The organism is Candidatus Glassbacteria bacterium (genome assembly GCA_019456185.1).
Taxonomy (GTDB): domain Bacteria; phylum Gemmatimonadota; class Glassbacteria; order GWA2-58-10; family GWA2-58-10; genus JAJRTS01.
In genome coordinates, this window is sequence record VRUH01000067.1 from 1 (window position 1) to 18,368 (window position 18,368).

Annotated in this window: 14 protein-coding genes; 7 read left to right on the forward strand and 7 right to left on the reverse strand. The window is 55.1% G+C overall.

Annotation, left to right across the window (positions count from 1 at the left end; genetic code table 11):
- The coding region (locus tag FVQ81_16265; protein MBW7998087.1) for an IS3 family transposase at positions 1 to 682 on the forward strand (682 nt) is incomplete at its 5' end.
- Between the two features lie 108 nt (positions 683 to 790).
- Here the strand turns inward: FVQ81_16265 and FVQ81_16270 are convergent.
- A complete protein-coding gene (locus tag FVQ81_16270; GenBank protein ID MBW7998088.1) occupies positions 791 to 1,513 on the reverse strand; it encodes a hypothetical protein in 723 nt (240 codons plus the stop codon).
- A 304-nt stretch (positions 1,514 to 1,817) separates the two neighbouring features.
- Here FVQ81_16270 and FVQ81_16275 point away from each other — a divergent pair, with 304 nt between their 5' ends.
- From FVQ81_16275 to FVQ81_16285, 3 genes are all read left to right on the forward strand, one after another.
- Entirely contained in the window at positions 1,818 to 3,578 is a 1,761-nt protein-coding gene (locus FVQ81_16275) for a Na+:solute symporter (GenBank protein ID MBW7998089.1), read from the forward strand.
- Positions 3,579 to 3,812: 234 nt separating this feature from the next.
- The gene (gene galK, locus FVQ81_16280; protein ID MBW7998090.1) at positions 3,813 to 5,261 is read left to right on the forward strand and encodes a galactokinase; all 1,449 of its coding nucleotides are present in this window, start codon (positions 3,813 to 3,815) and stop codon (positions 5,259 to 5,261) included.
- A 197-nt stretch (positions 5,262 to 5,458) separates the two neighbouring features.
- On the forward strand, positions 5,459 to 5,884 hold the full coding sequence (locus FVQ81_16285) for an SRPBCC family protein (GenBank protein ID MBW7998091.1): 426 nt from the start codon (positions 5,459 to 5,461) through the stop codon (positions 5,882 to 5,884).
- Positions 5,885 to 5,960: 76 nt separating this feature from the next.
- Here FVQ81_16285 and FVQ81_16290 read toward each other — a convergent pair whose 3' ends face one another.
- Complete coding sequence (locus FVQ81_16290; protein MBW7998092.1) at positions 5,961 to 6,911, reverse strand: sugar phosphate isomerase/epimerase; 951 nt, start codon at positions 6,909 to 6,911, stop codon at positions 5,961 to 5,963.
- 304 nt (positions 6,912 to 7,215) lie between these two features.
- On the opposite strand from FVQ81_16290, the gene FVQ81_16295 reads away from it, so the two are divergent.
- Both FVQ81_16295 and FVQ81_16300 read left to right on the forward strand, forming a co-directional pair.
- Positions 7,216 to 7,692, forward strand: coding sequence for a hypothetical protein (locus FVQ81_16295; GenBank protein MBW7998093.1), 477 nt, complete (start codon positions 7,216 to 7,218; stop codon positions 7,690 to 7,692).
- 40 nt (positions 7,693 to 7,732) lie between these two features.
- The gene (locus tag FVQ81_16300; protein MBW7998094.1) at positions 7,733 to 8,755 is read left to right on the forward strand and encodes a twin-arginine translocation signal domain-containing protein; all 1,023 of its coding nucleotides are present in this window, start codon (positions 7,733 to 7,735) and stop codon (positions 8,753 to 8,755) included.
- A gap of 238 nt (positions 8,756 to 8,993) precedes the next feature.
- On the opposite strand, the gene FVQ81_16305 is transcribed toward FVQ81_16300, so the two are convergent.
- The 3 genes from FVQ81_16305 to FVQ81_16315 all read right to left on the reverse strand — a co-directional run bounded on the left by FVQ81_16305 (position 8,994) and on the right by FVQ81_16315 (position 12,745).
- Positions 8,994 to 10,844, reverse strand: a complete 1,851-nt coding sequence (locus FVQ81_16305; protein ID MBW7998095.1) for a hypothetical protein — start codon at positions 10,842 to 10,844, stop codon at positions 8,994 to 8,996.
- Positions 10,845 to 11,202: 358 nt separating this feature from the next.
- Positions 11,203 to 12,015 (reverse strand): bifunctional hydroxymethylpyrimidine kinase/phosphomethylpyrimidine kinase, encoded by an 813-nt coding sequence (thiD, locus tag FVQ81_16310; protein ID MBW7998096.1) that lies wholly within the window; start codon positions 12,013 to 12,015, stop codon positions 11,203 to 11,205.
- Positions 12,005 to 12,745 carry a ParA family protein gene (locus FVQ81_16315; protein MBW7998097.1) on the reverse strand — a complete coding sequence of 247 codons (741 nt, stop codon included), beginning with the start codon at positions 12,743 to 12,745 and terminating at the stop codon, positions 12,005 to 12,007. The genes thiD and FVQ81_16315 overlap by 11 nt, the downstream gene beginning before the upstream one ends.
- Before the next feature lie 324 nt (positions 12,746 to 13,069).
- On the opposite strand from FVQ81_16315, the gene FVQ81_16320 reads away from it, so the two are divergent.
- The gene (locus FVQ81_16320) at positions 13,070 to 14,998 is read left to right on the forward strand and encodes a hypothetical protein (GenBank protein MBW7998098.1); all 1,929 of its coding nucleotides are present in this window, start codon (positions 13,070 to 13,072) and stop codon (positions 14,996 to 14,998) included.
- A 412-nt stretch (positions 14,999 to 15,410) separates the two neighbouring features.
- On the opposite strand, the gene FVQ81_16325 is transcribed toward FVQ81_16320, so the two are convergent.
- Complete coding sequence (locus FVQ81_16325) at positions 15,411 to 17,498, reverse strand: elongation factor G (protein ID MBW7998099.1); 2,088 nt, start codon at positions 17,496 to 17,498, stop codon at positions 15,411 to 15,413.
- Positions 17,499 to 17,858: 360 nt separating this feature from the next.
- Positions 17,859 to 18,368: aldose 1-epimerase (locus FVQ81_16330; protein ID MBW7998100.1), on the reverse strand; the 510-nt coding region annotated here is incomplete at its 5' end.

Below are 18,368 nucleotides of genomic sequence, written 5' to 3' on the forward strand. Positions count from 1 at the left end.
CCCAGGCAGTCCGAAGATTGCCTTTGAATTGCAGGAGCGTGGTATAAAAGTCAGTCGTAACCGGGTTGCCAGACGGATGCGGCGGATGGGATTGCGTGCCTGTACCAGGCGAAGGTTCAGGGTTACGACAAATTCCGGGCATAAGTATCCTGTGGCAGACAACCTGCTGCAACGTAATTTTACAAGTGATCGTCCCAATCGGGTCTGGGTTAGCGATATAACCTACGTCTGGACTCACCAGGGCTGGCTGTATCTGACTGTTTTTATCGACTTGTTTTCCCGGTCCGTAGTGGGTTGGTCCATCAGCGCCTCACTGGGTCATGAAATGGTCGTGAAAGCTCTTAAGCGTGCCGTGGGGCGACGGCAGCCGCCAGAAGGCCTGATTGTTCATTCCGACCGTGGAGTGCAGTACGCCTGTCGTGGCTTCACGGAAATGCTCGATCATCATGGCTTCGTGCAGAGCATGAGCCGCAAAGGAGACTGCTGGGATAATGCGGTGGCTGAGTCGTTTTTCAAAACCATCAAGACCGAACTGATCTATCAGAACACATTTTTCTCCAGAGATCAGGCGAAGAGGGAAATCTTTGAATATATCGAGTCCTATTACAACGGCATCAGGAGACATTCAACATTGGGGTACAAAACTCCGATCCAGTTTGAACGGCTGAAATATGTGGCTTAACCAGGTGTCCACTTTTCTGTGGCAATACCAGGATGCAATTTAGATTACACCGATACGTAACCTCTATCTTGATTTCCTTTAAAATGAAGGGGGGCGTGTGGTATTCAATCATATTTCTCTCATTAATTCTATCAACTCAGTTTTTTTCGAATCCACATAAGCGTGAGAAGAAATGCATGTTATTGGTGCAATCTCAGCATTTGTCTCTTTTGCAACAAATCGCAGTAAATTACATAGCCCCCAATAGTTACCGTATGCGCGTTTTAAGAATTCATGATTACGGTATACCGCTAATAAACCTATCCTAAGTTTTCTTTTTTTCTCAAGTTGCAGTGCAATATAATTTAAACAAGGTCCGCCAAGCGGCATTATTGTTTCACTTCCGGGCTTTTGTATAATTATAGTATAAGCAGCATGCCATACTTTTTTTCTTTCGTTTATTGCCAAAATTATATTTCTCAATTGGTTTTGAACGGATTTTTCCCCTTTATAGTTTGTCATCCTACGGAAATAAGTTCCCCATTGTGTTTTTACTCGTTCATAAAAACCTCCCTTTCGGTTATACTTTAAATATAATTGATCTGCATTCTCTGAATTTTCATAAAGTTTTTGTGGAAAAATTGTATACGCTACCTGTTTTGGGTTTTGTATTTCGACTTTTTGAGAAAATTCAAACACTCTGTGGTGCAAATCCATGTCCAACAATGTTGGATTTTTGATTTGTACGACTAAATTATTGAACTCCCATCCCTTTTCCTGTAACAATTGTAAAACTTTAATCCATGCACTTTGAAAACCTTCCTCAGCAATTACAATTGGCTCATTTAGCATGTTGCTCACTCCAATTTATTTAAAGATTTTGTTGATCCATATGTATTGTCTTGCTTGTTTTGTCTTCTCATAAAATAATCCTTTAATATGTCATTTCCAACGATTTCAATGGTCACTTCATTTATATGTTTATTCCTGGCTCTTGCGTGGCCAGGTCTTTCGATCCATAAAACAAGATTTATCTTTTGACAACCGCGCCGGCGGCTGTAAATTTACTCTCACGTCAATCTGACGCCGCCACTCACGGCGCTCGATTCGCACACCGCAGCCGCGCCCCGCACCCACCCTGAGGAGGACAGAGCAGATGGTATTCACCGGACTGGACTGGACCATTTTCCTCGGCTATTTCGTGCTCGTTCTGGCGATCTGCTTCTATTTCGCGCGCCGCGCAGGCCGCAGTATCCAGGATTTTTTCCTCACCGGGCGCAACCTGCCCTGGTATATCGCCGGCACAAGCATGATCGCCACCACGTTCGCCGCAGACACTCCCCTGGCTGTTGCGGAACTGGTTGGTAAAAACGGAATCGCGGGCAACTGGTTCTGGTGGAACTTCATCCTGGGCACCACCCTTACCGTGTTCTTCTTCAGCCGTCTCTGGCGCCGCAGCGGCATCCTGACCGATATCGAGTTTATCGAGCTGCGCTACACGGGCAAGCCGGCGGCGTTCCTTCGAGGGTTTCGCTCGATCTATCTGGGAATATTCATCAACTGCGTGATCATGGCCTGGGTCAACCTGGCGATGTTCAAGATCCTGCGGATTACGATGGGTTGGGACAACATGTGGCTGGTGGTCAGCCTCTGCATGCTGATCGTGACGATTTACAGCGCGGCCAGCGGACTCTGGGGCGCCGCGGTGGCCGATACGCTGCATTTTATCACCGCGATGACCGGCTGTATCATTCTCGCTTTTGTAGCCGTGGGCCTGCCGGAAATAGGCGGCATCTCCGGACTGAAGGAGAAACTGGACCCGCAAATCCTCAATTTCCTGCCCAGCGTGGCCGAATCGACCGGCGATATCGACATCGTCGGGATGCTGAAACTGACCTGGCCGGCGCTGTTCGCCTACCTGGGACTGCAATGGTGGGCGAGCTGGTTTCCGGGCGCCGAGCAGGGCGGCGGCGGTTATATCGCCCAGCGGATGATGTCGGCCAAGGACGAGAAACACAGCCTGTTCGCCACGCTGTGGTTCAATGTCGGCCACTACTGCCTGCGCCCCTGGCCCTGGATTCTCGTCGCGCTGGTCTCGCTGGTGCTCTACCCCAACCTGGAACTGAGCGAGAAGGGCGACGGGTTCGTGATGATTATCCGCGACCATCTCCCCTCGGGCCTGCGCGGCCTGCTGATCGCCGCCTTTTTCGCGGCCTACATGTCCACAATCGCCACCCAGCTCAACCTGGGCACGTCCTACCTGATCAACGACTTCTACAAACGCTTCTGGACCAAAGAGGCCAGCGACAAGCACTATGTCAAAGCCAGCCGGGTGACCACGGTGATCATGATGGTGATCGCGCTGATTATCACCAGTCTGCTGCAAACAATCACCGGGGCCTGGATTTTCCTGATCGAGTGCGGCGCGGGCGTGGGCCTGGTGTTCCTGCTGAGGTGGTTCTGGTGGCGGGTCAACGCCTGGAGCGAGATTTCAGCCCTGATCGCCCCGTTTATCGCCTACGGGTTCATCAAGTACAACACGGCAATCGAGTTCCCGCACAGCTTGTTCTACATTGTCGGTTTCACCACCGTGGTCTGGCTGGTAACCACCATGCTTACCCGCCCCACTAACGAGGAACACCTGAAGGCCTTCTACCGCCGCATCCACCCCGGCGGACCGGGCTGGCGCAAGATTGCCGCGCTGGTGCCGGAGGTAAAACCGGACAGTGGCTACGGGGCGATGTTCTGGTGCTGGATCGCCAGCGTGGGGTTGGTTTACAGCGTACTGTTCGGCTTCGGCAAGGTCATCCTCGGCGAGTTCGGCATGGGCGCGGCTTTGCTTGGGTTCGCGGGCCTGATGGTGCTGACTCTGTACATGATTTTGAGCAAAATCGGCTGGGAGCAGGTGGGAGAGTAATCCAGCGGCAAAATTTTTTGCCGAATAAAACCGGGGCTCCGATAGGCTCCGGTTTTTTTTGTTTCGACGCTCACCGATTATTATATCAAAACTTACCTTGAATCTCCTCTTGTATTTATCTGAAACCAGGCTATTTTATTCTTAACAGCCCATTCGGAAAATAAATGGAGGCTGCCCCCCGGCTTGCTATGAGGCAATGCGTTCTCTTTTCAATTCTTCCCCCGGGAAAAAAAGATGAAACTCCAGGAAGTGCTGAACGGACTGAAAAACAGGTACCCCCAGACAATCGAACCGCTCCGGGAAGTCTACAACAACACGGAAATCACCGATCACCTCACTCGGCTGCTGGTCACGTTCGCCGAGCGGTTTCCGGACGTGGAGGAGGTGGGGATCCTGCGCGCGCCGGGGCGGGTGAACCTGATCGGCGAGCACACCGACTACAACGGCCTGCCGGTGATGCCGATGGCGATCGACTACGACATCCTGGCCGCGTTCTCGCCCCGTGAGGACCGCAGAGTCAGGATCGTCAACCCCGAGTTCCCCGACCGCGAATTCGAGCTGGCCGAAAGGATCGAGCGCTATGGCTCGGGCGACTGGGGCAACTATATCGTCGCCGGCGTGCAGGGCGTTATCGATTCGGTCGGTATCGATAAAATACCGCGGGGGTTCAACGCCTGTTTCTACGGAATCCTGCCGACCAGCGCCGGGTTGTCGAGCAGTTCGAGCCTGGTGGTGGCCTCCGGGATGACCGCCCTGCGGGTGGCGGGGGTGGAGATGGAGCCGGTGGAGCTTGCCGGGGCGATGGCTCGCGCCGAAAAATACACCGGTATCGACTGCGGGGAGATGGACCAGGCGGTGAGCCTGCTGGGCGAGAAGGACAAGGTGCTGAAAATCGATTTCTTCCCGCTGCGGGTCCAGACGGTGGAACTGCCGCCGGACTACACGGTGGTGGTGGCCAACTCGATGGTGGAGGCGGCGAAAACCCTCGACGCCAAGATTGCCTACAACACCCGCCACACTGTCTGCAAGCTGGCCACGGCCCTGCTCTGCCGTCGCCTGGAACTCGACAGCGCCAACTTCCTGCGCCTGGGTGATATCTACTACGAACTGGGCCAGGAGCGGATGCTGCGGGAGCTGAAAAATCATTTCCGCTGGCATGGCTACTCACGCAAGGAACTGGCCGGAGAACTGGGGATCACGCTCGACGAGTTCGAGGAGCGTTACGGCAGAACGGTGGACGGTGGGGAGATTCCCGAACCGGACGGCGGCTACAAGCTGCTGGCCCGGGCCCGTCACGTGATCACCGAAACCGGCCGGGTGGAGGAGTCGTTCGAGGCGATCAAGGCCGGCGACGGGGAGCGGTTCGGCGCGCTGATGAACGCGTCCTATTACAGTTGCCGGGACAACTACGAGATCAGCCATCCGGCGATCGACGACCTGGTGGCGATTGCGCTGGAGGCCGGAGCGGCCGGCAGCCGGCTGACCGGCGCAGGGTTCGGCGGCTGCACGGTGAGCCTGGTGGCCGACAGCAGGCTGGAGAGTTTTATGGAGGAGGTCGGGCGGCGCTATTTCGAGGATGCGATCCGCGGCTACCCCGAGGCGCGACTCCGCTACCGCGAGAAAGCGGCCTCGCCCCTGCTGGCCCTGAAACCGTCGAGCGGAGCCAGGGTGCTGTTTGAGTAGAGGCTCCGCCAGCAGGTTGGGAACAAGTGATCGACTAAGAGCCGGTTCTGAACATTAAAGGATAAAAAGGCAGCCCCGCGGGGCTGCCTTTTTTCTGCTGTGCATTGACAAGTGCAAACGCCGGGTATATGATAATTAGATTCATTCTCTTTACCGTGTCCCTGAGGAAACCATCCCTGATGGAAAGGAGCCGTTAGATGGGCAAAACCTACCAATCCACGGTGGTCGAAGCGCCGGCAGCAGAGGTCTGGAAAACGATCCGCGATTTCCACGACATGTCCTGGGCGCCGAACGTGATTACAAAAGTAGAGGCGGTCGGCGGGCAGAAAGGGGATCAGACGGGCGCCCGCCGTGTGCTCAACGATGCGTTCCACGAAACCCTGCTGGAGCTGGACGACAGCGGTCGCCTGATCCGCTACAGTATCGACCAGGGCCCGCCGCCGGTTTCGAGCAGCGATGTGAAAAACTACGAGGGCGTATTGCGCCTGCTGCCGGTGACCGAGGACGGCACGACATTCGTGGAGTGGTCCTCGAGCTGGCAGAACAACGACCAGGCCTGCGCCGAGTTTTGCCAAGGTATTTACGTGGCCCTGCTGGCCGACATGAAGCAGCATTTTTCCTGAAGAACGTGAAAGACAGGCTCGAAAACTAAAGGGGGCAGGCGGCCCCCTTTAGTTTAAGATAATCTCCCGGTATTTTTTACCCAATCCCCTTCAGGCACTTGGCATCCGCTTCCAGGGCCGCGCGTTTCTGCTCCGGAGTTTCCCCGCCCACGAACTCGATCTCGAAATAGCCCTCGAAACCGAACTGTCCGTGGAGGATATCCCACACTTTCTGGAAATCCACCGCGCCCTCGCAGATCAGCGCCTGGCCGCGTCCCTGCATCGGCGTGTTCTGCGCGTGGACCATCACCACGTGCGGCCCGGCGGTCCGCGCGCGCTCGTAGGGGTCCTCGCTGTTGTTCAGGATCTGGTAGTTGAGCTTGAGCGCCGGGCTGCCCACCCGCTCGAGCAGCTCGACAGCGGCCGCGGCCTTGTTGGTCACGCTGTTGCCGTGCATCTCGATAGCCAGGGTGATTCCGGCGTCCTCGGCCAGGGCGCAGAATTTATTCCCGTCGCCGACCATCCGCTCCCAATCATCTTCACCCAGCAGCTCGCTGTCCTTGTTGCCGGCCCAGATCCGGCAGATATCGGTGCCCAGCAGTTTAGTGATCTGCACTGCCCGGGCCATGTTGGCCTCTTTTTGGACCTGGCTCACCTTTTCGCGCTCCAGGTCCTCGCCCAGGCGCACGTAACAGCCGTAGTGGCTGACTTCCAGGCCCTGCGCCTCGATCGCGTCGCGCGCCTGACGGACCTCGTCATCGGTGCGCGTCAGCGGAAGGTGGTCGGGCTTGCCCCAGGGCTCGATCCCGTCGATACCCGCATCATGCGCCAGTTGCAGCACTTCCTGGAACGGCAGCTCCTGGAATGCTATCGTGCACAGCCCCACTTTCGGGCCGGCGCTCATCGACGGCCGGGCCGCGGAGGCTCCGCCCTGCCGGGCCGAAACCTCATCCCCGCCACCGCAGGCCGATCCGGACACGCCAAGCACAAGTCCTGTCAATCCCAGCTTTTGCAGGAAATCACGTCTGTCCATGCCGCGCTCGCTCATCTATCTTCCTCCCGGCTGCAATTAGTGCAGTTGCCAGATAGTCTTACAGTGGAATTTTTTTCTCATCAGGGCAAAACCGGATACCGCTACCATCATTATATCTATCCGCCGAAATATCAAGAGTCCTCGCGGCAGGGGAAATCCCGCGGCCTGGTCCAGTGTACCGTCCCCGTTTGAATCCCACCTTGATTTATAGAGCCTTTAAGGTTAGTTTTGTTAAGTTTGATTCCGACAGGCAAGTTGTGGAAAGAAACTCGGCAGATCCTGAAAACAAAGTAAATTTCAGCTGAGACCGATAAAAGGTATGTACCGGATATTTTCCGCCCTGCCGGGTCTCTTGATTCTGGCGCTGATTGCCTGCGGAGGCGGGCAGGATACAGAGCGGACCGCCCTGCCGGAAAGCGAACCCGAACTTCAGCAGGCCCCGGCCGACACGTTCGACCTGATGTCGTATTCGGCGCTGGATACCAACAGCGGCGTATTTTACGGAGAATACGACGAGCGGGTGAACGACGAGATCACGGTCGTGGTGAGGCTGGAGGTCACGCTGGAGGACGGCAGGATCACCGGTATCACCTTGCGGGACACCACCTGGGTCCACCCCAGGGCGGCGGAGATAATCCCGCAGAGGATAATCGAGCAGCAGAGGCTGCCGGTTGACGTTGTCTCCGGGGCGTCGGTGGCGAGCTGGTCGATCATGACCGCCACGGCGGTTGCGCTGGAAATTGACCTGACAGTGCTGGATGAACTTGACGATGAGACCGGCACGACCGATAATTAAGTTAGATGCCCTGCGCTAAATCCCACATGGAGGCATAAAAATGTCCGACGAAAGCAACAGCGGAAAACTCAGCCGGAGAGACTTCCTCAAGACAGCGGCCGCCGGCGCGGCGATGATCGGCACGGCGGGCGCATCAGGCTGCAGCAAGGGCGAGGCGGTTGTCCCGAAACGTCTCCTGGGCAAGACCGCCATGAACGTCTCGATCCTGGCGATGGGCGGCGGCAGCGCGCTGTCGATGGTGGAGAAGGACGAGGACGCCCTGGCGCTGATCGACCTGGCCCGGCGCAAGGGGATCAACTATTTCGACACGGGCAGCGAGTACGGCGGCGGCAGCAGCGAGATGCGTATCGGCGAGGCGCTGGAACCTTACCGTAAAGACCTCTACATCAGCACCAAGTTTTCTCCCGGCTTGAGCCCTGACAAGCTGATGAAAAATTTCGAGCGCTCGTTGAAACGTCTCAGAACGGACTACGTGGACAACGCCAACATGCACGGGCTTTCCGAGCCTGGAGACGTGGAGCTGATGTTCTCTTCGGGAGCGCTGGAAACCCTGGTCAAGCTCAAGGAAGAGGGTGTTGTTAAAAATATCGGAGCCACCGCCCACCGTCCCGTGCCGCTGGCCGAGGGCATGAAGCGCTTCCAGTTCAACTCAGTCTCGGCGGCGACCAATGCCACGAGGTATCATTTCGTCGCCGAATTCGATAAAGTCGAGGGCAGTTTCGAGGACGAGGTCATGCCGCTGGCCAACCAGCAGGGTATCGGACTGTGGGCGTTCAAGGTGACGGGCCAGAGACTGCTGATCCAGCGGGACAACGAGCCGCACAAAGCGCCGGGCCTGGAGCTGATCCGTTACGGGTTCAGCCTGCCGGTTCACGGCGTGATCCTGGGGATGACCACGCCGGAGCACGTGATCACCGCCTGCGACCTGGCGGCGAATTTCACACCGATGAGTGCCGAGGAGATGCGGAAGTGGAACGAGGAGCTGGCCCCGAGTGTCGGCGAGCTGACTTATCTCGATCCCTCGTACGTGGACGACGGCGGCTGGCGGGCACACCTGGTCTGAGCGGCTGATACGAAGTGAACGGCAAAGGGCCGTCCCTGAAGCAGGGACGGCCCTTTTTGTTAATGCGGGCGGACACATGGGTCCGCCCTTACTTGCAAACGCAAAATAACTATGATGCAAAATTTCCCCTCTATCAAGAGGGGTGCCTCCGATTCTATCGGGGGCGGGGTGTGTCATGCATCCGGCTCGAACGTCTCGTGCAGCAACGTGCCGTAACCCGCGCCGGTGGGGTGAGGGGCTATCTGTTAAGTGCCGATACAACCCTATCAGGATTTAAAGCGCCACCTTTAAGCAATAATTTCGTAGGAAATTTTGCTAGAGAAGAGTCTTTAAAGCCCTTCAATATTTTGAGAAGGCCTTCGGAACAAATAAGTGAGAGGTTAAGTTCATAGTCATATTCGCATTCTGATATAAAGTCCTCGCTGAATGCATTTGTAACAAGCAAGGTTTTTAGCAGACGGAGACCCTTATCTTTGCATAATTTTTCATATGCCTTCAATTGTCGAGATACAGAGGCATATTTGTTGTAATCTTTGTCCTTAGTTGTTTTGCACTCAATAATAAGGACTTCATTATTGCCGAGGTTGATTAATATATCCATTTTGTCTCTTTTAGTATTAATCTGCTTTCTTAGCTGTTCATCTACTTCGTAGCCCAAATCCTCAAAAATTTTCTTTGTCAAAGATTCAAATTTTACTCCGATTTCACTTTCTTTGATAGTGATTCCTTTTTCCAATAAGCTGTTGAAATCACGAGCACCGAACAACACATAGTTTTCTAAATATAAATTTTCTGTATCCTTGTAGGCTTCAAAAATATTAAAAATAGTAGCACCGCGTGTCTTAATCTCCAAAGCTCCACAGAATTTCATAAGCTTGTTTTTATTAAGCAGATAAAGTATGTCCACTGGTTTAAGATTGTAATCAATCATTATTTCCGCACTAAGCACATTATCCTGCTGAAGTTCAAATTCATTTCTTATTAATTGGTTTATATTTGGCAGAACCGTTGATAGATCATTCAATAGACGAGTGAATCCATCTGTCGACATACCGATGTTTTCATCACGCTCCATTTCCTGAAAATACTCAATGAGCAGCTCTACTCGTTCATCTGCCGTGGAACCCCAACGAGGTAAAGATATATTTAATTCTTTCTCAATCAGTTGTGCCAAGTAGTTTTTGATGTCTTTTTTTGATATTCCGTCCTTGTAAATATCACTTAACAAAACTCCTTTTGCACTAATGCCCTGCATCAGAATGAGCCTTATCTTTTCTTCTCTGCTCACTTTTGTATCAATATTATGCTTTCTTGCAACTCTATTGATTTCTGAATCTTTGAGTTTTCTTAATATTCTTCTAAAGTATTTATTGGGTAACTCTACCCCTACCAGTTCTCGTAGCAACCATATTATTTCGTCTGGGATAAGAAGAATGTTACGCTTCCTGCTGTAGAAAAAAGCTCCTAATTCTTTCAGAGAGTATATTATTTTCTCTATATCAACTTTTTCTAAGCCAACAATTGAATAGTAAATTATTCTTACTTCTTCAAGTGATAGCTCTAAAGCTTTGGCAAGTGTATCTAAAATTTGTTTTTCATCTTTTGTGACAACTTTTTCTCTATTAGCCTCCTCATCATTTGTATAGGCAGTTAATACACATTCCCTAAAAATTGAATAATCTCTTTTTCTTTTTTCATCCAGTACAGATACTTCTTTGTCTAATTGGGCGTTGAACGCTTTTATGTGTTTCTTAAGTTCTTTGATTTCATAGTCATACAACTGTGCGAGCCATTCTCTAGATAAAATTGAATTGCCGTCTCTAATAATGATATCAATAAGTATACCTAGATGAAAGTCGTTGTATTGTAAGCTCTTGGCCAAGTTGTATAGAAATTCTTTATGTGTCAATTGAAACAGATTAACAATGGTTTCATCCTCCATGTTTTTTATTTGGTCATCGCCTTGTGATAAGATTTTATTTATCTCTTTGTTGCTCTCACGCAAATCGTTTGTGATGGTGTCGAGGATTTTATAAAAAGAACTTTTTTCGATCTGGTTAACAGTATCTAAAACTTTTACAAAACGCATTTTGACTCCAACATTTTAGTTGGAATTACAATTCACAAACCATGGTATTTGTCTTTGTACGCTCCGTCAAGTTCAAAATGGAGTTAACTGCATGATCTGTTTCTTGGATAGCTTTTCAAAGCTTCTTGAATATGCTGTTGCCGTAAAATATTACCATTGTTTCCTGTCCGCCACAATCTTAGGGCGAACACAAGGTCCGCCCCTACGGTTTTTGTAACCTGTGATACACACCCCTGTTTCCCCTCTTGTTAGAGGGGACTAAAAGCCAAAACCAGCGGCGTGTTACCTGACTGGCAGCGGAAATAAATTTCCCCTCTATCAAGAGGGGTGCCCCCGATTCTATCGGGGGCGGGGTGTGTCATGCATCCGGCTCGAACGGCTCGTGCAGCAACGTGCCGTAACCCGCGCCGGTGGGGTGCGCGTTGGTGATCCCGCGCTGGAGGTACTCTCTCGCCTTAGCCACCGCATCGGTCAGCCCCATCCCCCGCGCCAGCCCGGCGGCGATTGCGGCCGAGAGCGTGCAGCCCGTACCGTGGGTATGTTTCGTGTGTATTCGCTTTCCCTTGAACAGTTTAGACTCGCCGTCAGCCAGCACCAGCAGATCCAGCAGGTCGTCGCCCGCCAGGTGCCCACCCTTGACCAGCACGCCGGCCGCTCCCAGCTCCTGAAGCTTCCCGGCCGCGGCGCGCATCGTGTCCTCGCCGGTCACCTCGATCCCGGTCAGCCGCCCGGCCTCCACCGCGTTGGGCGTTATCACCGCCGCCCGCGGAAACAGTTTTTCGACCATGACTTCGACCGCGTCATCTTCCAGCAAGGGGTCTCCGCTTTTGGCTACCAGCACCGTGTCGAGCACCAGCGGCGGAGACGGATAGCGTTCCAGCACCCCGGCCACCGCGTCGATCACCCCCGCCTCGGCCAGCATCCCGCACTTGAGCGCGTCCACGCCGATATCATCCAGCACGGCCTCCATCTGCGCGGCCACGAACTCTCCGCTCACTTTATAGACACCGGTTACCCCGGTCGAATTCTGGGCAGTCAGCGCGGTGATCGCGCTCATCCCGAAACATCCCCAATCCTGGAAAGTTTTCAGGTCCGCCTGGATCCCCGCTCCTCCCCCGCTGTCGCTGCCGGCGATAGTCAACACCCTGGGCGGGCACGATCTAGCCGTCATAAGCAAGAATCTCCGCTGTCAGCTTGATGTAATCGCGGGCGCCGTTGCACGAGATGTCGTACTCGTAGATCGACTGGCCGAACGCGGGCGACTCGCGCAGTCTGATATTCTGGTGGATCACCGTGCTGAAAAGCTCCCGCGCGAACATCCGCGAGAGCACGCCGTAAATGCTTCGGCTGATCCTGGTCCGCGTGTCGAACTGGGTGGCCAGGATTCCCATCAGCCGGACGTGATGGCCGGTGCGCAGGCAGATTTCCTTGATCAGCTCGAATGTCTGCTTGAGCGCGCTGACGCTGAAATAATCCATTCCCACGGGTATTATCACAAGATCGGCGAAAGAAAGGACATTAATGTTGGTCAGGTTCATCGAGCTGCTACAGTCCATCAGCACGTAGTCGCAGTTCGAAAGGTCTTCCAGGGCGTACACCAGACGCTTTTCACGGTCTTTCTGCCTGGCCAGTTTCCATTCGTACTCGATCAGGTTCCGTCCCCCCGAGGGGATCACGAACAGGTTGCGCCGCACCTCGCACATCCACGCCCGCTTGCCCATCAGCAGGGCGTTGACCCCCCGGTCGCTTTCGAGGTCGAAGATATCCGAGAGGTTGTTCTGCGGGTCGCAATCGACCATGATTACGCGCTTGCCGTTGAGCGACAGGCCATGGCCCACGTTGACCGTGGTGGTAGTCTTACCCACGCCGCCTTTGGTGCAAATGATCGCGATCTTCTTCATCGATGCTCCGCCGAAGAGTTGAAAGCTTGACACGACAAGAGCTTACCACAGCCGAGGAGCGATTTCAAGCCAATTTCGCCCTGAATTTTGCAGAGTTTCTGTAAATCCTTGTCATCGCTGGCACAACTGCTCAAATTAGTCCCTGGAGAACCGCCACGATGCAGGTAAAACCTTCACGGATAGATATTTTCCCCCGGATTTGCCGGTTAAACACCGTTTTGTGGCGCGCGCGGCGACTATACGCCGGCGCTGACCTGTCTTGAATTCAAGTTGAGCCAGATCAATTCACTGGCCGTAGAGCCGACCTTGAAATTCCGGAAAAAATTGACTTTCACTTGTTCTGCCACTCTTGCGGGTGCCGCCCTGCTGGCGGGAATCATCGCGGCTGCCGGGGCCGCGATCGATATCGGCTTAAGCCCGAAGGTGATTTACCGCGAGGACTACACGGGAGACAGCCGGGCGGACTCGTCCGACGTCGCCGGGCTGCTGCGGCTGATGATGAGCGGCATCGATCCTGAGCGGGCGGATTACAACGGCGATGGCAGGGTGTCGGTCCTCGATGCCCTCGATCTGCTGATCGGGATCAGGGGCGGGAAACTGCGGCTGGGGAAAATCGGGCGGAGGGAAGTCTATCCCAACCGCTGGGTCTGGGTTTTCGGCAAGCTGCTGAACACAGACAGCGATGTAGAAGAAATCCGCCAGATTGCGCGCACGGCCGAGAGCACCGGGCTGAACGGGATGGTGCTCTCGGCCTATCTCGACATGCTGGACCTGAAGGACGCCGAGTACCTGCGGCGGCTTGAGGAGGTCAAAGGAATCGGCATGGAGTACGGGCAGGAGATTATTCCGGCCATTTTCAGCGTGGGTTACGGCGGGGCGGTGATCTCCCACAACAGGAATCTGGCCGCGGGCCTGCCGGTACGGGACGTACCGTTCGAGGTCGTCAACGGTGAAGGCGTACCGGTCCCGGACCCCGATATCAGCATCTCCAACGGGGATTTCGAGGATTACTCTGGAGAAACGTTCGATTCCTTTACCTACCTGGACAACGCCGGCGAGAACCTCTTCGTGGAGCGCTACCATGTAAAGGAGGGAGCCGCCAGCTTACGGATGAATATCTACTCTCCCGAGCAGGCCAGCTACGCCCGGCTGAAAAGAATCCTGAGCGTCAAACCCAACCGCTGCTACCGCCTCCGGTTCTGGTACAAGTCGGACAGGATGAATCCGGGGTCGAGTTTCAACGTAAATGTTTACGGCGTTGGCGACAGACGGCGGCTGACATTCATCAGCGGCGGCATCAACACCGACAACGAGTGGCACGAACTGTTCGTGGGCTTCAACAGCTGGGACAATCAAAAAGCGGAAGTGCAATTCGGCTTGTGGAACACCACCAGTTCCAGAATCTGGATCGACGACATGCGATTCGAGGAGGTCCCGCTGATCAATATCCTGCGCAGGCCGGGGACTCCGCTGAGTGTGAGCAGCGCAGAATCAGGTGAAGTTTACCTGGAGGGGACGGATTACGAGTATCTCGAGGACCGGTATCTGACTTTCAGGTTCGACCACGAACCGCCGGTGATCAAAATCCCGGACGGCAGCGGTATCGCCGAGGGCGAGACGATCTCTGTGAGCTATTACCACGGGATGCGCTCCAATCCGGTCGTGGGCCAGGTCTCTGTCTGCATGTCCGAACCCGAACTCTACGAAATCTGGCGGACCCAGGCCCGGCTGGTCCATGAACGGCTCGCCCCGGAGAAGTACCTGCTGAACATGGATGAAATCCGCGCCGGCGGAACCTGCAAGGCATGCGTGGACCGCGGCCTGACGATGGGCGAGATACTGGGCCAGTGCATCAGCGCGCAATATGAAATCATCAAGGAAGTCAACCCGGAGGCGGAGATCCAGATCTGGTCGGACATGCTGGACCCCAACCACAACGGCAGCAACCGGGCCGGGGAGCATTACTACCTGGCCGCCGGGCTGTACGACGGGTCGTGGAACCTGATCCCCGGGGACATGGTGATCGCCTGCTGGTGGGAAGCCATGCGGGTCCAAAGCCTGGCCCATTTCTCCGGACTGGGTTTCAGGACCCTGGCCGCGGCGTACTACGACGCCGACGATCTCGAAAACCCGCGCAACTGGCTCGAATCCCTGGACCAGACACCGGGTGCGAGCGGGATTATGTATACAACCTGGCAGGAGAAATACGATCTGCTGGGTGCGTTCGGAGAACTGGTCAGCGGCCCGCGCTGAGAGCCGGGAAAGACGCTTAACCGGAAGCTGTCCGCCGCCGGGTGGAAAACCGTTATTTGCTGCGGGAAAAAGCTGAAAAGCGGGGTCAACCTGTTTCTGCGGGGCTAAGCCTTACGTTATTTATTGTAAATGCCTTACGCCTCCGCGAGTTTTGTTTGTCTTCTTTTCCCGCGCGGTTTTTAAAGTATTTTTCTCGTTAGCCGATATGTTAAGTGGCCCTTCGGGGTCACTGCACAAACAGCTACATCGTTACCGACCCCCCGGTAATGACTTCTTCGCGGAAGTCTATGTGCAGTCGGCTTTGGGAGTTGCAGCTCCCAAAGCCTCCTTTTTTGCCCGGATACCGGGCGTTAAAAAAGCCCCGCGGCCATGATGGCTGCGGGGCTTTATAAATCCTGAATACTTACGTGGATCAGGAGTCCTCTTCCTTCTGGTGTTTGTACTCCCCGATAATCTTCTGTGTCTGCTCATGGGGCACCGCTTCGTAGTGGGAAAAGTCCATCTTGAACGTTCCGCGCCCCCCGGTAATCGAACGCAGGCTGGTTGAGTACTTGTACATCTCGGCCTGGGGCACCTGGGCCGCCACTTTCTGAAAAGCGCCCTCGCCGGTCATCCCCTGGATCCGTCCGCGGCGTCCGTTAAGATCGCCGATAACGTCACCCATGCAATCCTCGGGCACCAGCACTTCCACGTCCTGGATCGGCTCCATGATTACCGGATCGGCCTTGGCGGCCACGCTCTGGAACGCGATACTTCCCGCCACCTGGAACGCCACGTCGCTGCTGTCCACGTTGTGGTAACTGCCGTCGTAGCACTCGGCCATGAAGTCGTCCACCGGGTAACCGGCCTGGATACCCTTGTTGGCCGCCTCCACAAGGCCTTTTTCCACCGAGGGGATGAAGCGCCCCGGGATCGCGCCGCCGACAATTTTATTGTGGAACTCGAATCCCGCGCCGGACTCAAGGGGTTTGATCCTGATCCAGCAGTCGCCGTACTGGCCGCGGCCGCCGGACTGCTTCTTGAACTTGCCCTGGCCCTCGGCTTCCTTGCGAATCGTCTCCTTGTAGGGTATCCGGGGCTTGACATACTCGGCCTGGACATGAAACTGACGCTCCAGGCGGCCCTTGATCACGTCCAGGTGCAGCTCGCCCATCGCCCAGACAATCTGCTGGTGGAGATTGCCGTCGAAATAACTGTTGAACGAACGGTCCTCTTCCTGGAGCTTGCGCAGACCGGAACTTATCTTGTCCTCGTCGCCGCGGGTCTTGGGTACGATCGCCACGTTCATCACCGGCCGCGGGAACTCGATATCCGCCAGGGTAAGGGGCTTCTGTTTGGACGACAGAGTATTGCCCGTATGGGTTCCCTTCAGCTTGGCCACCACGCCGATATCTCCGGCCACCAGCCGGTCCACTTCCTCGCGGTCGTGTCCCTGCATTACATTCAGATGGCCCAGCCGCTCGACCTGGTCCATGTTGGCGTTCAGCACCTCTTCGCCGCCCTTGATCACTCCGCTGCCCACCCGGAAGAAACTCATTTCGCCGACGTGGGTCTCGCTGATCGTCTTGAACACCAAGGCGGTCATCGGGGCGGATGAATCGCGGTTGACCTCAACTTCCTCCTCGCCGGCTTTTGCTTCCAGCGGCGGGAACATCGTCGGATCGGGCATCATGTGCGCAATCCCGTCCAGAAGCTGGGGTACACCGAAAGTGAGAGTGCTGGAGCCGCAGAAGACGGGGATAAACTCGCGGTTGAGGATTCCCTTCTGCATGGCCGCGCCGATTTCCTGGGGCGTCAGCTCCTCGTCGGCGAAATACTTCTCCATCAGAGCCTCGTCCTGCTCGGCCACGTCCTCGATAAATTCCCGGTACATACCCTCTACCCGGCCGGCCATGTCAGCCGGGATATCTTCTTCCTTGAATTCGCCTTTCTGGGTGCCGGCGACTCCGATACATGCTTTGCGGCGGCGGACATCCACCACGCCCTTGAAGCCCGGTCCATTGCCGATCGGCAGGGTCATCGGCACCACATGACCGTCGAAAAACCCGCGCAACTGTCCCAGGACCTTGTCAAAATCGGCGTTTTCCTTGTCCATCATGTTGACGAACACGGCCACGGGGATCTTGTCCTCTTTGGTCTTGGCCGCCATCATGTTGGTCCCGATCTCTACACCGCTGACCCCGTGGACCACGATCAGGGCGTTGTCCGACCCGCGCAGCGCGGCGTAAGCGTCCCCGATAAAGTCCAGATAACCGGGCGCGTCGATCAGGTTGATCTTGATTTTTTCGTATTCGGCGTAAGCAATGGAGAGGTTAATCGAGATTTTGCGGTCAATTTCGTCCTGGCTGTAATCGGTAAGTGCGTTACCTTCGTCGACACTGCCCAGGCGCTTGGTACTTCCTGCGGCAAAACATAATGCGCCGGTCAAAGACGTCTTGCCGCTGGATCCGTGGCCGATTACAGCTACATTGCGGATTTCCTCGCTGTCATAGTTTTTCATCGTTCAATACTCCCGGACGAGAAGCTGGTTAGAGGTTGTTTCATAACCTAAAACGGGACACACCCCGCCTGCTTGCAGTGGCCCCCCTCTTGAGAGGGGAATCCTGTCCGGTCTCAGGCATTTTCGCACGGCCGATGGTGTTATCCGGTTTTAGTCCCCCTTCATTAAGGGGGGAAACAGGGGGGTTGTGTCTTTGGGATTACCTGCCAATGGGCGAAAGTTTGAAGTAAAACTCCAGTTATGAAACAGGTTCTAGCTAGATGTTTGGTTGGAGTCGGTTTATATAATAGTCAGTCCGCCGGGTGTCAAGCAAGAAAGCCCTCGCCCGGCGAGCCCCGAAACGAAGCGCGCAATCAACGCTCAGGGAATTCTGCTCAATCTGTAATGAATCCACCCTCCGCTGGTTTCGCCCGGTGCGGCGAACAGCAGGTGGCTCTCCTCGACCAGGCCGGCGGCATGGAGGTTATGGGCGTCGGTGGAGCAGGTCTGGTTCTCCACGCAGAAGAAATTGTTCTGGGGCTGAATGTAGACCACCATATGCGTAAACTCGGCGCTGGCGGCCAGTTCGACCCTGATCCCGGTCTGGCGATATTCAATCCGGGCCGGCTGGCCGGGCCGCATCCCCCAGTAGACATCGTCCAGAACCAGTTCCGCTACCGGAGTGGGCGAGGTGATGTCGTAGGGCATGCCCTCCAGGCTCTCGAGCTTGCCGGTGGGCATCAGGTTGACCGCCTCCATGTGGGCCCGGGCCGGCACGCAGAGATAGGCCGATTCGCGGGGGCCGAGGAAGTTGAAATAGGGGTGCAGGGCTATCCCGTAGGGCAGGGTCAGCTCGCCCTTGTTTTCCACCCTGTATTGCACTTTAAGGCC

Bases quoted from the DNA above. Each gene is read 5' to 3' on its own strand.
- FVQ81_16270 (MBW7998088.1), bottom strand. From the start codon at position 1,513: ATGCTAAATGAGCCAATTGTAATTGCTGAGGAAGGTTTTCAAAGTGCA.
- FVQ81_16275 (MBW7998089.1), top strand. From the start codon at position 1,818: ATGGTATTCACCGGACTGGACTGGACCATTTTCCTCGGCTATTTCGTG.
- galK (MBW7998090.1), top strand. From the start codon at position 3,813: ATGAAACTCCAGGAAGTGCTGAACGGACTGAAAAACAGGTACCCCCAG.
- FVQ81_16285 (MBW7998091.1), top strand. From the start codon at position 5,459: ATGGGCAAAACCTACCAATCCACGGTGGTCGAAGCGCCGGCAGCAGAG.
- FVQ81_16290 (MBW7998092.1), bottom strand. From the start codon at position 6,911: ATGAGCGAGCGCGGCATGGACAGACGTGATTTCCTGCAAAAGCTGGGA.
- FVQ81_16295 (MBW7998093.1), top strand. From the start codon at position 7,216: ATGTACCGGATATTTTCCGCCCTGCCGGGTCTCTTGATTCTGGCGCTG.
- FVQ81_16300 (MBW7998094.1), top strand. From the start codon at position 7,733: ATGTCCGACGAAAGCAACAGCGGAAAACTCAGCCGGAGAGACTTCCTC.
- FVQ81_16305 (MBW7998095.1), bottom strand. From the start codon at position 10,844: ATGCGTTTTGTAAAAGTTTTAGATACTGTTAACCAGATCGAAAAAAGT.
- thiD (MBW7998096.1), bottom strand. From the start codon at position 12,015: ATGACGGCTAGATCGTGCCCGCCCAGGGTGTTGACTATCGCCGGCAGC.
- FVQ81_16315 (MBW7998097.1), bottom strand. From the start codon at position 12,745: ATGAAGAAGATCGCGATCATTTGCACCAAAGGCGGCGTGGGTAAGACT.
- FVQ81_16325 (MBW7998099.1), bottom strand. From the start codon at position 17,498: ATGAAAAACTATGACAGCGAGGAAATCCGCAATGTAGCTGTAATCGGC.